Genomic DNA, 14,763 nt, shown 5'->3' with positions numbered 1-14,763 from the left:
GCGACGTGCCTGAAGAAACTCCCGAAGTCCCCGAAACCGGCGGCGAGCAGTCCAGCGCCGACCGTCCCGAGGGCGGTCTCGAACCGCAGGGCACGCGGCCTGCCGAGCCGGTCGTCACCGGTAAAGAGCGCCAGGGCATGTTCGGCGTGCGTGGCACCGGCGACACCTCCGGTTACGGCGGCGTCCGCCTCCCCGCGTACAGCCCGCCCCCGGCGGAGCGCCCGTACGGCGGCTGGTTCGACGAGTTCGCCGACGAGTTCTACGCGGCCTTGGCGGACAACAAGATCCCGGCGAACGCGATCCTGCAGACCACGGTCGACCGCGGCGAGATCACCTTCTACGTCGCCCGCGAGCACCTCGTCGAGATCGCCAAGGTCCTGCGTGACGACACCGGTCTCCGTTTCGAGCTGCTCAGCTCCGTCTCCGGCGTGGACTACGGCGTCGACGTCCCGCAGCGGCTGCACTCGGTCTACCACTTCACGTCGATGACCTACCGCCGCCGCATCCGGCTCGAGGTCACCCTCGACATCGAAGACCCGCACGTCCCGTCGCTGGTCGGGGTCTACCCGACGGCCGACTGGCAGGAGCGGGAAACCTGGGACATGTTCGGCATCGTCTACGACGGGCACCCGGCGCTGACCCGCATCCTCATGCCGGACGACTGGGACGGCCACCCCCAGCGCAAGGACTACCCGCTCGGCGGGATCCCGGTCGAATACAAGGGCGCGGAGATCCCGCCGCCGGACCAGCGGAGGTCGTACTCGTGAGCATTCACGACGAAGCAACCGAAGTTCCCGAAGCCGACTCCCGCGACACGACCGAAGGCCGCGTCTACACCGTTTCCGGCGGTGACTGGGAAGACCTCATCGAGGACTCCCGCCACGACGAGCGCATGGTCATCAACATGGGCCCGCAGCACCCGTCGACGCACGGCGTGCTCCGGCTCGTGCTGGAGATGGAGGGCGAGACCGTCACCCAGCTCCGCTCGGTCATCGGCTACCTCCACACCGGGATCGAGAAGAACTGCGAGTACCGCACGTGGACCCAGGGCGTCACCTTCGTGACGCGCATGGACTACCTCGCTCCGCTCTCGACCGAGATGGCGTACTGCCTCGGCGTCGAGAAGCTGCTCGGTATCCAGGCCCCGCGCCGCGCCGAACTGCTGCGCGTGATGCTGCTGGAGATCAACCGCATCGGTTCGCACCTGGTCTACATCGCCACCGGCGGGATGGAACTCGGTGCCACCACGGCGATGACGCTCGGTTTCCGTGAGCGCGAAGAGGTCCTGCATCTGCTGGAGCACCTCACCGGGCTCCGGATGAACCACGCGTTCATCCGGCCCGGCGGTCTCGCGCAGGACATGCCGGACGACTACCAAGAGGTCGTCAGCGCGTTCGTCAAGACGATGGACGAGCGGCTTCCCTTGTACGACAAGCTCTTCACCGGTCAGCCGATCTGGCGCAACCGGCTCAAGGGCGTCGGGTACCTGCCGGTCGACGCCTGCCTCGCGCTCGGTGTCACCGGCCCGGTGCTGCGCAGCGCCGGTCTCCCGTGGGACATGCGCAAGACCGAGCCGTACTCCCGCTACGACGAGTTCGAGTTCGACATCCCGACCTCGACCGAGGCGGACTGCTGGGCGCGCTACCTGCTGCGCGTCGAGGAGATGCACCAGAGCCTGCGGATCATCAAGCAGTGCCTGAAGAAGCTCGAGCCGGGCCCGGTCATGGTCGAGGACAAGAAGGTCGCCTGGCCGGCGCAGCTCTCGATCGGCAGCGACGGCATGGGCAACTCGCTCGAGCACGTCCGCAAGATCATGGGCCAGTCGATGGAATCGCTGATCCATCACTTCAAGCTGGTCACCGAGGGCTTCAAGGTCCCGCCGGGCCAGACCTACACGTCGGTGGAATCGCCGCGCGGCGAACTCGGGGTGCACCTGGTCTCCGACGGCGGCACCAGGCCGTTGCGGGTCCACGTGCGCGAACCGAGTTTCGTGAACCTGCAGTCGATGCCCGCGATGGCCGAAGGCGGCCTGGTGGCGGACGTGATCGCCGCCATCGCCTCGATCGACCCCGTCATGGGGGGAGTGGACCGTTGAGCACCCAGCCCGGAACGACACCGACGCCCGAGCCCGGCACCAGCCTGGCCGAGCAGACCCATATCGCCGCCGGTGGTGACGTCGACGTGATCGCGATCGCGCCGGATCCCGCCGAGGCGGAGGGGATCCTGGAGAACGCGAAACTCGAAGACATCTTCGACGCCGACACCTACGCCAAGGCGCAGGACCTGATCTCGCGGTACCCGCAGTCGAGGTCGGCGCTGCTGCCGATGCTGCACCTCGTGCAGTCGGTGCAGGGGTACGTGAGCCAGGAGGGCATTGCCTTCTGCGCGCAGAACCTGGACCTGTCCGACGCCGAGGTCAGCGCGGTCGCGACGTTCTACACCATGTACAAGCGCCGCCCGTGCGGCGAGCACCTGGTGAGCGTCTGCACGAACACGCTGTGCGCGGCCATGGGCGGCGACGCGATCTACAAGAAGCTCCAGACGCATCTCGGTTCCGAAGAGAAGCCGTTGGGGCACAACGAGACCGCGGGCACGCCGAACGAGCCCGGCTCGATCACGCTGGAGCACGCCGAATGTCTCGCGGCCTGTGACCTCGCCCCGGTCATCCAGGTCAACTACGAGTACTTCGACAACCAGACCGAGGACAAGGCCGTCGCGCTGGTCGACGCGTTGCAGGCGGGCAAGAAGCCCGCTCCGACGCGCGGCGCGCCGCTGACGAACTTCAAGGGCGCCGAACTGCAGCTCGCCGGGTTCTTCCCGGAGGACGCGCAGCAGTACCGCACGGACGTCGACGGTCCTTCGCAGGCCGTCGAAACCCTGCGGGGAGCGCAAGTCGCGCAGGAGCGCGGCTGGACCGCTCCCGCCATGAAGGACGTTCCGCTCCCCGAAGTGGAGAAGAAGTAATGGCCGATCCCATCACCCCGGTCCTCACGAAGCGCTGGCTTTCGCCCAATTCCTGGACGATCCAGTCCTACGAAGCCCTCGAGGGCTACACCGCGATCCGCAAGGCGCTCAAGGCCACTCCCGAGCAGATCGTCCAGCTGGTCAAGGACTCCGGCCTCCGCGGCCGTGGCGGCGCGGGCTTCCCGGCCGGCATCAAGTGGTCCTTCATGCCGCCGAACGAGGACAAGCCGCACTACCTCGTCATCAACGCCGACGAGGGCGAGCCGGGCACCTGCAAAGACATCCCGCTGATGATGGCGGACCCGCACTCGCTGATCGAGGGCTGCATCATCGCCTCGTACGCGATGCGCTCGCACCACTGCTTCATCTACGTCCGCGGCGAGGCGCTGCACTGCATCCGCCGCCTCAACGCGGCCGTGCGCGAGGCGTACGAAGCGGGCTACCTCGGCAAGAACATCCTCGACTCCGGATTCGACCTCGACATCACCGTGCACGCGGGCGCCGGGGCGTACATCTGCGGCGAGGAGACGGCGCTGCTGGACTCGCTGGAAGGCCGTCGCGGCCAGCCGCGGCTCAAGCCGCCGTTCCCGGCCGCCGCGGGTCTCTACGCCGCGCCGACCACGGTGAACAACGTCGAGACCATCGCCAGCGCGCCGTACATCGTCAACGGTGGTTCGAGCTGGTTCCGCGAGATGGGCCGCGAGAAGTCGCCCGGCCCGAAGATCTACTCGATCTCCGGCCACGTCGAGAAGCCCGGCCAGTACGAATGCCCGCTCGGCACCACGCTGCGCGAGCTGCTGGACATGGCGGGTGGCATGAAGGACGGCATCCCGCTGAAGTTCTGGACGCCGGGTGGTTCGTCCACGCCGATGTTCACCGCCGAGCACCTCGATGTTCCGCTGGACTTCGAGGGCGCGGCGGAAGCCGGGTCGATGCTGGGCACGACGGCCGTGCAGGTCTTCAACGAGACCGTTTCCGTGCCGTGGGCCGTGATGAAGTGGACGCAGTTCTACGAGCACGAGTCCTGCGGCAAGTGCACGCCGTGCCGTGAGGGCACGTACTGGCTGGCGCAGATCCTGGAGCGCATGGTCGAGGGCAAGGGCACCGAGGAGGACATCGACACCCTGCTCGACGTCTGCGACAACATCCTCGGCCGGTCGTTCTGCGCACTCGGCGACGGCGCGGTCTCGCCGATCCAGAGCGGGATCAAGTACTTCCGGGATGAATTCCTGGCTTTGTGTCAAGCAAACAAGCGCGAATTGGTGGGGGCGCAGGCATGACGATCGCACCCGACAAGCCCGAGACGTCCACAGAGGACACTCCGGTTCCCGAGGGCCACGTCAAGCTGGTCATCGACGGTGAAGAGGTCATCGCGCCCAAGGGCGAGCTGCTGATCCGCACCGCCGAGCGGCTCGGCACGGTCATCCCGCGCTTCTGCGACCACCCGCTGCTCGACCCGGCCGGCGCCTGCCGCCAGTGCCTGGTCGAGGTCGAGATGGGCGGCCGTCCGATGCCGAAGCCGCAGGCATCGTGCACCATGACGGTCGCCGACGGCATGGTCGTGAAGACCCAGCTGACCTCGGCCGTCGCGGACAAGGCTCAGCAGGGTGTGATGGAGCTGCTGCTCATCAACCACCCGCTGGACTGCCCCGTCTGCGACAAGGGCGGCGAATGCCCGCTGCAGAACCAGGCGCTCGCGCACGGCCGCGCGGACTCCCGCTTCGTCGACACGAAGCGGACGTTCCCGAAGCCGCTGCCGATCTCCTCGCAGGTGCTGCTGGACCGCGAGCGGTGCGTGCTCTGCCAGCGCTGCACCCGGTTCTCCCGCGAGATCGCCGGCGACCCGTTCATCGAGCTGCTCGAACGCGGCGCCCACCAGCAGATCGGTACCGCCGAGACCGCGGACGTGCTGGACCTGGCTTCGCGGACCACGTCGGGCCAGCCGTTCCAGTCGTACTTCTCCGGCAACGTCATCCAGATCTGCCCGGTCGGCGCGCTGACGTCGGCCGCGTACCGGTTCCGTTCGCGGCCGTTCGACCTGGTGTCCGCGCCGAGCGTATGCGAGCACTGCTCGTCCGGTTGCGCCGAGCGGACCGACTTCCGCCGCGGCAAGGTCATGCGGAAGCTCGCGGGCGACGACCCCGAGGTCAACGAAGAGTGGATCTGCGACAAGGGCCGGTTCGCCTTCCGCTACGCCACCGCCGATGACCGCATCCGCCGTCCGCTGATCCGCAACGCCGACGGCGTGCTCGAAGAGGCTTCCTGGACCGACGCGCTGCGCGCGGCCGCGGCCGGGCTCGCCGAGGCGCGGGACGGCAAGGGCGCCGCGGTGCTCACCGGTGGCCGCCTGACCGTCGAGGACGCCTACGCGTACTCGAAGTTCGCGCGGATCGCCTTGGGCACCAACGACATCGACTTCCGGGCGCGTCCGCACTCGGCCGAGGAGCTGGGTTTCCTCGCGTCGCACGTGGTCGGGACGACGCCGGAGAGTGGCGTCACGTTCGGCGAGATCGAGCGGGCACGCACGGTGCTGTGCGTCGCGTTCGAGCCGGAGGACGAGGCGCCGATCGTGTTCCTGCGGCTGCGCAAGGCGGCCCGCAAGAACCGCACCCGCGTCGTCCACTTGGGACAGTGGACCACCTCGTCGGTCCGCAAGACCTTCGGTGAGCTGCTGGCCTGCGCGCCGGGCGCCGAGGCTGCCGCGATCGACGGCATCGCGCAGCACGCGCAGGACGTCGACCAGGCGCTTTCGGCTGAGGGCTCGGTGATTCTCGTCGGCGAGCGTGCCGCCGAGGTCCCGGGTCTCTTCTCGGCCCTGCACCGGCTGGTGGAGCGCACCGGCGCCCGGCTCGCGTGGATCCCGCGTCGCGCGGGTGAGCGCGGTGCCCTGGCGGCGGGCGCGGCGCCGACGCTGCTGCCCGGTGGTCGCTCGGTCGCCGACGCAGAGGCTCGTGCCGAGATCGAAAAGGCTTGGGGCGTCACGCTTCCCGCCACGGAAGGCCGCGACACCACCGCCATCCTCAAGGCGGCGGCCGAGAACGGCCTCGACGGCCTCCTGGTCGGCGGCGTCGACCCGGACGACCTGCCGGATCCGGGCCTGGCGTTGCGGGCACTCGTGAACGCGAAGTTCGTGGTGAGCCTGGAGCTGCGGCACAGCGCGGTCACCGAGCACGCGAACGTCGTCCTCCCGATCGCCCCGGCGGTCGAGAAGGCGGGCAGCTACCTGAACTGGGAAGGCCGCCGCCGCGAGTTCGCCGTCACCCTCGAAGGCACCGGCGCCCTGCCGGACTGCCGGGTGCTCGACACCCTCGCCGTCGAGATGGACGCGGACATCTTCACGCAGACGCCGGCCGCCGCTGCCGCCGATCTGGCCAAGCTGCCTGCTAGGAAAGGCTCCTTCCTTGCAGAATTTGCAAGTAAAGGACCTTTCATGGCACGCGCGGAGGCGGGGAACGGCAAGGTCCTCCTCGCCACCTGGCGGCAGCTGATCGACAACGGTTCGCTGCAGGACGGTGAGCCGCATCTCAAGGGCACGCAGCGCGAGGTCGTCGCCAAGCTCTCGGCGAAGACCGCCGAAGGCCTCGGCAAGACCGTGAAGGTCTCCACCGAACGCGGTTCCATCACGTTGCCGATCGAGGTCGCGGACCTGCCGGACGGCGTCGTGTGGCTCCCGGGCAACTCCGACGGCTCGGCCGTCCGCGCCTCTCTCGGCGCGGGGCACGGTTCGGCCGTCACCCTCACCGGAGGTGAGAAGTGACTCCGTTGCTCAGCCAGATGCCGGACGCCGCCGAGCGGGCGGCGCTGCTGGCCGACGACCCGTTGTGGCTGATCCTGATCAAGACGGTCGTCATCCTGCTGATCGGCCCGATCCTGACGATCTTCCTGATCGTCTGGGAGCGCAAGGCGGTCGGCCGGATGCAGAACCGTCCCGGCCCGAACCGGGTCGGTCCCGGCGGCTACCTGCAGTCCCTCGCGGACGCGATCAAGCTGCCGTTCAAGGAACAGATCATCCCGGACACCGCCGACCGCAAGGTTTACTTCCTCGCGCCGGTGATCTCCGCGGTGCCGGCGCTGATCGCGCTGGCCGCGATCCCGTTCGGCCCGGTGGTCTCGATCTTCGGTGAGCGCACCACGCTCCAGCTGGTCGACCTGCCGGTCGGTGTGCTGGTGATCCTGGCCTGCTCCTCGATCGGCGTGTACGGCCTCGTGCTGGCCGGCTGGTCTTCCGGTTCGCCGTATCCGCTGCTCGGCGGACTGCGAAGCGCGGCTCAGGTGATCTCCTACGAGATCGCGATGGGTCTCTCCATCGTCGGCGTGATCCTCTACGCCGGTTCGATGTCGACCTCGCAGATCGTCGAGTCGCAACAGACCGGCTGGTACTTCTACCTGCTGCTGCCGAGCTTCGTGATCTACCTGATCTCCATGGTCGGCGAGACCAACCGCGCGCCGTTCGACCTCCCCGAAGCCGAATCCGAGCTGGTCGGCGGTTTCCACACCGAGTACAGCTCGATGAAGTTCGCGATGTTCTTCCTCGCCGAGTACGTCAACATGGTGATCGTCTCGGCGTTCGCGACGACGTTGTTCCTCGGTGGCTGGAAGTTCCCGTTCGTCGGCGCCGACCACGCGCTGAACCAGGGCTGGCTCCCGCTGATCTGGTTCTCCGCGAAGCTGTTCATCCTGCTGTTCGGCTTCATCTGGCTGCGCGGCACGCTGCCGCGGCTGCGGTACGACCAGTTCATGCGGCTGGGCTGGAAGGTCCTGGTGCCGGTCAACCTGGTCTGGATCGTCGTGATCGTCACGGTCCGCGCGATCAAGAACTCGGGTGGCCTGTCCACCCCGCAGATCCTCATCGGCGGCGGCGCGCTCATCCTCGTCGTCGTCATCCTGAGCCTGCTGCTGCCGGACAAGAAGGTCCCGGACGACGACTACGTCCCGGTGACCGGTGGCGGGTTCCCGGTGCCGCCGCTCGACCTGCAGGTTCCGGAGAAGACCCCGCGTCAGAAGGCCATCGCGAAGGCCGAAGCCCGGGCTGCCAAACGCAAGCCCGCGGCGGTTTCCAGTGGAAGGGAGGCCGGCGATGGGGATGTTTGATCCCATCAAGGGTTTCGGTGTCACCTTCGGGATGATGTTCAAGAAGGTCGCCACCGAGGAGTACCCGGAGGCGGGCGCCCCCGCCGCTCCGCGCTACCACGGCAGGCACCAGCTGAACCGCCACCCGGACGGGCTGGAGAAATGCGTCGGCTGCGAGCTGTGCGCGTGGGCGTGCCCGGCGGACGCGATCTTCGTCGAAGGCGGCGACAACACCGAAGAGGCGCGTTACTCGCCCGGTGAGCGGTACGGCGCCGACTACCAGATCAACTACCTGCGCTGCATCGGCTGCGGGTTGTGCGTCGAGGCCTGCCCGACCCGGTCCCTGACGATGATCAACTTCTACGAGCTGGCCGACGACGACCGGCAGCGGTTGATCTACACCAAGGAAGACCTCCTCGCGCCGCTGCTGCCCGGTATGGAGCAGCCGCCGCACCCGATGCGGCTGGGCGACAACGAGCAGGACTACTACGTCAACGGCCCGGAACTCGCACGGAAGCCCGCTGAGCCGAAGGAGCCGGTCCAGTGATCACGGCTTTCCTCGCACAGACCGACGTTTCGGCAGGCATCACCACCGGCGAGACCATCGCGTTCTGGGTGCTCGGCCCGCTCGCCCTGCTCGGCGGGCTCGGCATGATCTTCTCCCGCAACGCCGTGCATTCGGCGCTGTGGCTGGTCCTCACGATGCTGTGCCTCGGCGCGCTGTACATGATCCAGCAGGCGCCGTTCCTCGGCTTCACGCAGATCATCGTCTACACCGGCGCGATCATGATGCTGTTCCTGTTCGTGCTGATGCTGGTCGGCCGGGAGAGTTCCGACTCGGTCGTCGAAGTGCTGCGCGGACAGCGGGTCATGGCGACCCTGCTCGGCATCGGTGTCGGCGGGCTGCTCGCCGCGGGTCTCGCCCGCGCAATGGCCAACGTGACCCCGGCCCTGCCGGTCGACCCGGCGAACGTCGACGGTGGCGGCCCCGGCGGGCTGGGACGGCTGATCTTCACCAAGTACCTGTTCCCGTTCGAGCTCACCTCGGCGCTGCTGATCACCGCCGCGCTCGGCGCGATGGTGCTCGCGTTCACCGACCGGCACGCCAAGGGCGGCAAGAAGAACCAGAAGGAACTCGTCGTCGACCGGTTCACCGGAAAGCACGACCGGCCTTCGCCGCTGCCCGGCCCCGGTGTCTTCGCCACGGCCAACTCGGTCGCCACCCCGGCGCTGCTGCCCGACGGCTCGATCGCCAGGGAATCGCTCTCGGAGATCATCGAGTCGACTTCGGCCGCACAGCTGGAACACGAGCGGAAGCAGGTCGCCGGGACGGAAGACGGACCCGACGCCCACGCGCTCGTGGGTAAGAAAGAAGGGGACGAGGAATGACCCCGACGTACTACCTGCTCCTGTCCGCGCTGCTGTTCGCCATCGGCGCGGTCGGGGTGCTGGTGCGCCGCAACGCGATCGTCGTGTTCATGTGCATCGAGCTGATGTTGAACGCGGCGAACCTGTCCCTGGTCACGTTCGCCCGGATCAACGGGTCGCTGGACGGCCAGGTGATGGCGTTCTTCGTGATGGTCGTGGCCGCCGCGGAGGTCGTGGTGGGGCTGGCGATCATCATGGCGATCTTCCGCACCCGGCGCTCGGCCTCGGTCGACGACACCAACCTGCTGAAGTACTAGGAGCACCGAGTTGACCGCATCATCGTGGCTGCTGGTGGCTTTTCCCGCCCTCGGCGCCCTTATCCTTCTGCTGGCCGGTAAGCGGGCCAGGGGCTGGGGACACCTCCTCGGCAGTGCGACCGTCTCACTGTCCTTCGTGTACGGCCTGTTGCTGTTCTTCACGGCCGACACGAAGGCAACCGCGGACGTCAAACTGTTCTCGTGGATCCCGGTTTCGGCGCTGCAGGTCGACTTCGGGCTCCGGATCGACGCGCTTTCGCTGACGTTCGTGCTGCTGATCACCGGCGTCGGCATGCTGATCCACTTCTACTCGATCGGCTACATGGCCGAGGACCGCGACCGGTCGCGGTTCTTCGCCTACCTCAACCTGTTCGTCGCCTCGATGCTGATCCTGGTGCTGGGCAACAGCTTCGTGACGCTGTACCTCGGCTGGGAAGGCGTGGGTCTCGCCTCTTACCTGCTCATCGGCTGGTACCAGGACCGTCCGTCCGCGGCCACCGCGGCGAAGAAGGCGTTCCTGATGAACCGCGTCGGTGACGTCGGGCTCGCGCTGGCGATCTTCCTGATGTTCAAGTACGTCGGGAGCACCGGTTACGCCGAGGTCTTCGGCGCCGTCGGCCAGATCCCGACCGGCGCGGTCACCGCGATCGCGATCCTGCTGCTGCTGGGCGCCTGCGGTAAATCCGGTCAGTTCCCGCTCCAGGCGTGGCTTCCCGACGCGATGGAGGGCCCGACCCCGGTCTCTGCCCTGATCCACGCGGCGACGATGGTCACCGCCGGCGTCTACCTGGTCGCCCGCGCGCACGAGATCTTCAACGCCACCCCGGACGGCCGCCTGATCGTCACCCTCGTCGGTACGGTCACGCTGCTGATCGGGTGCATCATCGGCTGCGCCTACGACGACATCAAGAAGGTCCTGGCGTACTCCACGGTCAGCCAGATCGGGTACATGATGCTCGCCGTCGGCCTCGGGCCGATCGCCTACGCGCTCGGCATCATGCACCTGGTCGCGCACGGTTTCTTCAAGGCAGGGCTGTTCCTCGGGGCCGGTTCGGTCATGCACGCCATGAACGACGAGGTCGACATGCGGAAGTTCGGCGGGCTGCGCAAGCACCTGCCGGTCACCTTCTGGACCTTCGCGCTCGGCTACCTGGCGCTGATCGGCATCCCGCCGCTCTCGGGCTTCTTCACCAAGGACGCGATCATCGAAGCGGCGCTGTCCCAGGGCGGCTGGCGCGGCTGGGTGATGGGCGGCGCGGCACTGCTCGGCGCCGGGCTCACCGCGTTCTACATGACGCGCCTGATGGTGATGACCTTCTTCGGCAAGGAACGCTGGAAGGAGATCAAGAGCTCCGACGGCCGCGACTTCCACCCGCACGAGTCTCCGGCGATCATGAAGTGGCCGATGATCATCCTGGCGATCGGCTCGATCGGCGCCGGTGCGTTCTTCGCCCTCGGCGACCGGTTCGCCGAATGGCTTTCGCCGGTGGTCGGCCCGCTCGAAGAGGGTGGCCACAGTGTCATCCCGCACGCGCTGGTCCCGATCCTCACCGTGGCGCTCTCGGTGCTCGGCGCGGCGGCGGCGTGGCTCTTCGTCGGCCGTAAGGACGTTCCGGTGGAACGCCCCGAGCGGGTCTCGGCCGTGGTCAAGGCCGCGCGCAACGACCTGTACGGCAACACCTTGAACGAGACGCTGGTCGCCCGCCCGGGCACCTGGCTCGCCCGCGCGCTGGTCTACGTGGACAACCGCGGGGTCGACGGCGCGGTCAACGGCCTCGCCGCCGGGCTCGGTGGCGGATCCGGGCGCCTGCGCCGCCTGCAGACCGGCTTCGTCCGCTCGTACGCACTGTCCATGCTGGGCGGCACATTCCTGCTTCTGGCGGCACTCCTGCTGGTGAGGTTCTCCTGATGACCTGGGTTCTCGCATCCATCCTGCTGCCGCTGCTCGGTGCGGCGGTCGTCGCCGGGATGAAGAAAAACGACAGGCTGGCGACGATCACCGCGCTCGTGGTGTCGCTCCTGACGTTCCTGCTGGTGATCCCGATGTGGGCGAGCTATTCGCCGGCCGGGGACCGCATCCAGCAGAAGTCCTCGATGGACTGGATCCCGAACTTCGGTATCCACATCTCGTTCGGCATCGACGGCATCGCGCTGGTGATGATCGCGGTCATCGGCCTGCTGGTGCCGATCGTGGTCGGTGCGCTGGGCCTGACCGACAAGCTCCCTGCCGGGCGCTCGGCGGGCGGGTTCCTGTCGCTGATCCTGGTGCAGGAGGCGCTGACCATCGCGGTGTTCGCCGCGACCGACGTCTTCCTGTTCTACGTGCTGTTCGAGATCATGCTGATCCCGATGTACTTCCTGATCGGCGGCTACGGCGGCGCGAACCGGCAGTACGCGGCGGTCAAGTTCTTCCTGTACTCGTTCCTCGGCGGCCTGATCATGCTGGCCTCGGCGATCGGGGCGTATTCGCTGGCGTCGGACGAGCTCGGCAAGGGCACCTTCGACTGGGAAACGCTCGTCACGGTCGTCCGCGACGCTCCGCTGGGCACGCAGATCTGGCTGTTCATCGGGTTCTTCCTCGCGTTCGCGATCAAGGCCCCTTTGGTGCCGTTCCACACCTGGCTGCCGGACGCCGCGGGCCAGGCGCCCATCGGTGTCGCGGTCCTGCTGGTCGGCGTGCTGGACAAGGTCGGCACGTTCGGGTTCCTGCGCTACTGCCTCCCGATGTTCCCCGACGCCAGCAAGGAACTCGCGCCTTGGGTGCTGGTGCTCGCCGTCGCGGGTGTCCTTTACGGCTCGATCCTCGCGGCCGGGCAGCGCGACATGAAGCGGTTCATCGCCTACGTGTCGATCGCCCACTTCGGCTTCATCGCGCTGGGCATCTTCACCTTCAACGAGCAGGCGATGGTCGGCTCGGTGTCGTACATGCTGAACCACAGCCTCGCCACCGGCATGCTGATCGTGGTCGTCGGCCTGATCGTGATGCGCGGCGGGTCCACGCGGATCTCCGACTACGGCGGTATGGCGAAGGTGACCCCGCTGCTCGGCGGCATGCTGCTCATCGCCGGTCTGTCCACGTTGTCCCTGCCCGGCACGAACTCCTTCATCAGTGAGTTCCTGGTGCTGCTGGGGTCCTTTGTGGACTACCCGGTCTACACGATCATCGCGACGGTCGGCATGGTGCTGGCCGCGGCGTACGTGCTCTGGCTCTACCAGCGCGTCATGCAGGGACCCGTCCGCGGTGACGCCCTGATCGGCGCCGGCGGAGGCCCCGGCACGGCCATGGCTCCGGAACTCGGGGCCACCAAAGCCATCAAGGACCTCGGCGGCAAGGAGATCGCGATCCTGGCGCCGATGGTCGTGCTGATCATCGCGCTCGGGTTCTATCCCAAGCCGGTGCTCGACACGATCACCCCGTCGGTGCAGCAGACCATGTCTGCCGTGCAGGGAGGCAAGTAAACCGTGCTCTTCTTGACTCAGACGCCGGCGGTGCAGCTGCCGTCGATCGACTACTTCGCCGTCACGCCGATCCTGATCATCCTCGGGGCCGCGTGTGTCAGCGTGCTGTTCGAAGCCTTCCTGCCCAAGCACATGCGATGGCCGTCGCAGGTCTTCCTGTCCCTGGTCGGGATCGGGGCGGCGGGCGTCTTCCTGGTCTGGTACGCCAGCTCCTCCGCGCCGAAGAACGGCATCACGACCTTCAGCGGCTCGATCGCCGTCGACCGGCCGTCGCTGTTCCTCTGGGGCACGCTGCTGGCGCTGGCGCTGGGCGCGTTGCTGTTGATCGCGGACCGCTCGGTCGAGCCGGGCGGCGCGTTCGTCGCGCAGGCCGGTATCCGCCCCGGCACGGTCCAGGACCGCGCGCAGGTCGGCACCACCGGGATGCAGACCGAGGTCTTCCCGCTGACGCTGTTCGCGCTCGGCGGCATGATGGCGTTCGTCGCGGCCAACGACCTGCTCACCATGTTCATCGCGCTCGAAGTGCTGAGCCTGCCGCTGTACCTGATGTGCGGGCTCGCCCGCCGTCGCCGCCTGCTTTCGCAGGAGTCGGCGGTCAAGTACTTCCTGCTCGGCGCCTTCTCGTCGGCGTTCTTCCTCTACGGTCTCGCGCTGCTGTACGGCTACGCGAACTCCGTGAAGCTCTCGGACATCGCCAACGCCGCCGCCGGTTCGGATCGGTCGGACACGCTGCTGTTCGCCGGGCTCGGGCTGGTCGCGGTCGGCCTGCTGTTCAAGGGTTCGGTCGGTCCGTTCCACACCTGGACCCCGGACGTCTACCAGGGCGCGCCGACCCCGGTCACCGCGTTCATGGGCGCCTGCACCAAGGTCGCCGCGTTCGGCGGGATCCTGCGGGTGTTCCAGGTGGCGTTCGAGTCGACGAGCTGGGAATGGCGCGGCGTGCTCTGGGCCGTCGCGATCATCTCGATGCTGATCGGCGCGGTGCTGGGTCTCACGCAGACCGACGTGAAGCGCATGATCGCCTACTCGTCCATCGCGCACGCCGGGTTTCTGCTCATCGGTGCGATCACGATGACCGAGGAAGGCCTGTCGAGCACGCTGTTCTACCTGCTGGCCTACGGTTTCACCACGCTCGCCGCGTTCGGTGTCGTCTCGCTGGTGCGTGACGCGAACGGTGAGGCGACGCACCTGTCCGCGTGGGCGGGTCTGGCGAAGCGGTCTCCGGTGCTGGCCGGCGTGTTCACCTTCCTGCTGCTCGCGCTGGCCGGTATCCCGCTGACCAGTGGTTTCGTCGGGAAGTTCGTGGTGTTCTCGGCGGCCCTGTCCGACGGGATGGCGCCGCTGGTCGTCGTCGCCCTGGTCTTCAGCGCCGTCGCCGCGTTCTTCTACCTGCGCGTGATCGTGTTGATGTACTTCTCCGAGCCCGCCCCCGACGGCCCGACCGTCACCGTGCCCGGCGCGTTCACCACCACGGCGATCACGCTCGGCGTCATCGTCACGCTGGTGCTCGGCCTGCTCCCGGCGTTCGCCCTCGACTGGGCGGGTTCCGGCGGTTTCGCCCTCAAGTAGTCCCGGCTTCGCGGAA

The 14,763-nt window shown here is 67.8% G+C and carries 12 protein-coding genes; all 12 read left to right on the top strand.

Annotated elements, in window-relative coordinates; all coding sequences use genetic code 11:
• Positions 1-5: 5 nt before the first annotated feature.
• Genes ACFVM3_RS00940 through nuoN form a run of 12 tightly spaced genes read left to right on the top strand, consistent with a single transcriptional unit; the run spans position 6 to position 14,747 of the window.
• Positions 6-767 carry an NADH-quinone oxidoreductase subunit C gene (locus ACFVM3_RS00940; protein WP_378434360.1) on the top strand — a complete coding sequence of 254 codons (762 nt, stop codon included), beginning with the start codon at positions 6-8 and terminating at the stop codon, positions 765-767.
• The gene (locus ACFVM3_RS00935; RefSeq protein WP_378434359.1) at positions 764-2,095 is read left to right on the top strand and encodes an NADH-quinone oxidoreductase subunit D; all 1,332 of its coding nucleotides are present in this window, start codon (positions 764-766) and stop codon (positions 2,093-2,095) included. Before ACFVM3_RS00940 ends, ACFVM3_RS00935 begins: the two co-directional genes overlap by 4 nt.
• Positions 2,092-2,964 carry an NADH-quinone oxidoreductase subunit NuoE gene (gene nuoE / locus ACFVM3_RS00930; protein ID WP_378434357.1) on the top strand — a complete coding sequence of 291 codons (873 nt, stop codon included), beginning with the start codon at positions 2,092-2,094 and terminating at the stop codon, positions 2,962-2,964. Before ACFVM3_RS00935 ends, nuoE begins: the two co-directional genes overlap by 4 nt.
• Complete coding sequence (nuoF, locus tag ACFVM3_RS00925; protein ID WP_016330964.1) at positions 2,964-4,244, top strand: NADH-quinone oxidoreductase subunit NuoF; 1,281 nt, start codon at positions 2,964-2,966, stop codon at positions 4,242-4,244. Before nuoE ends, nuoF begins: the two co-directional genes overlap by 1 nt.
• On the top strand, positions 4,241-6,721 hold the full coding sequence (locus ACFVM3_RS00920; RefSeq protein WP_378434355.1) for an NADH-quinone oxidoreductase subunit G: 2,481 nt from the start codon (positions 4,241-4,243) through the stop codon (positions 6,719-6,721). The genes nuoF and ACFVM3_RS00920 overlap by 4 nt, the downstream gene beginning before the upstream one ends.
• The gene (gene nuoH, locus ACFVM3_RS00915; RefSeq protein WP_257489347.1) at positions 6,718-8,055 is read left to right on the top strand and encodes an NADH-quinone oxidoreductase subunit NuoH; all 1,338 of its coding nucleotides are present in this window, start codon (positions 6,718-6,720) and stop codon (positions 8,053-8,055) included. Before ACFVM3_RS00920 ends, nuoH begins: the two co-directional genes overlap by 4 nt.
• Positions 8,042-8,581, top strand: coding sequence for an NADH-quinone oxidoreductase subunit NuoI (gene nuoI, locus ACFVM3_RS00910; RefSeq protein WP_125678873.1), 540 nt, complete (start codon positions 8,042-8,044; stop codon positions 8,579-8,581). The genes nuoH and nuoI overlap by 14 nt, the downstream gene beginning before the upstream one ends.
• Entirely contained in the window at positions 8,578-9,423 is an 846-nt protein-coding gene (locus tag ACFVM3_RS00905; RefSeq protein WP_378434353.1) for an NADH-quinone oxidoreductase subunit J, read from the top strand. Before nuoI ends, ACFVM3_RS00905 begins: the two co-directional genes overlap by 4 nt.
• Positions 9,420-9,719: an NADH-quinone oxidoreductase subunit NuoK gene (gene nuoK, locus ACFVM3_RS00900; RefSeq protein ID WP_005151882.1), complete on the top strand. Its 300-nt coding sequence runs from the start codon at positions 9,420-9,422 to the stop codon at positions 9,717-9,719. Before ACFVM3_RS00905 ends, nuoK begins: the two co-directional genes overlap by 4 nt.
• A gap of 10 nt (positions 9,720-9,729) precedes the next feature.
• Positions 9,730-11,628: an NADH-quinone oxidoreductase subunit L gene (gene nuoL, locus ACFVM3_RS00895; protein WP_378434351.1), complete on the top strand. Its 1,899-nt coding sequence runs from the start codon at positions 9,730-9,732 to the stop codon at positions 11,626-11,628.
• Positions 11,628-13,178, top strand: a complete 1,551-nt coding sequence (locus ACFVM3_RS00890; protein ID WP_378434349.1) for an NADH-quinone oxidoreductase subunit M — start codon at positions 11,628-11,630, stop codon at positions 13,176-13,178. The genes nuoL and ACFVM3_RS00890 overlap by 1 nt, the downstream gene beginning before the upstream one ends.
• 3 nt (positions 13,179-13,181) lie before the next feature.
• Positions 13,182-14,747, top strand: coding sequence for an NADH-quinone oxidoreductase subunit NuoN (nuoN, locus tag ACFVM3_RS00885; protein WP_378434347.1), 1,566 nt, complete (start codon positions 13,182-13,184; stop codon positions 14,745-14,747).
• The last annotated feature ends 16 nt before the right edge of the window (positions 14,748-14,763 follow it).

The sequence above is a fragment of the Amycolatopsis sp. NPDC057786 genome (genome assembly GCF_042797905.1).
Classification (GTDB): Bacteria; Actinomycetota; Actinomycetes; order Mycobacteriales; family Pseudonocardiaceae; genus Amycolatopsis.
Note: the sequence above shows the minus strand (reverse complement) of the source record. Positions and strands in the feature narration are given on the sequence as shown.

Coding starts and splice junctions, on each gene's coding strand:
- nuoF (WP_016330964.1), top strand. CDS start 2,964: ATGGCCGATCCCATCACCCCGGTCCTCACGAAGCGCTGGCTTTCGCCC.
- ACFVM3_RS00920 (WP_378434355.1), top strand. CDS start 4,241: ATGACGATCGCACCCGACAAGCCCGAGACGTCCACAGAGGACACTCCG.
- nuoI (WP_125678873.1), top strand. CDS start 8,042: ATGGGGATGTTTGATCCCATCAAGGGTTTCGGTGTCACCTTCGGGATG.
- nuoK (WP_005151882.1), top strand. CDS start 9,420: ATGACCCCGACGTACTACCTGCTCCTGTCCGCGCTGCTGTTCGCCATC.
- ACFVM3_RS00890 (WP_378434349.1), top strand. CDS start 11,628: ATGACCTGGGTTCTCGCATCCATCCTGCTGCCGCTGCTCGGTGCGGCG.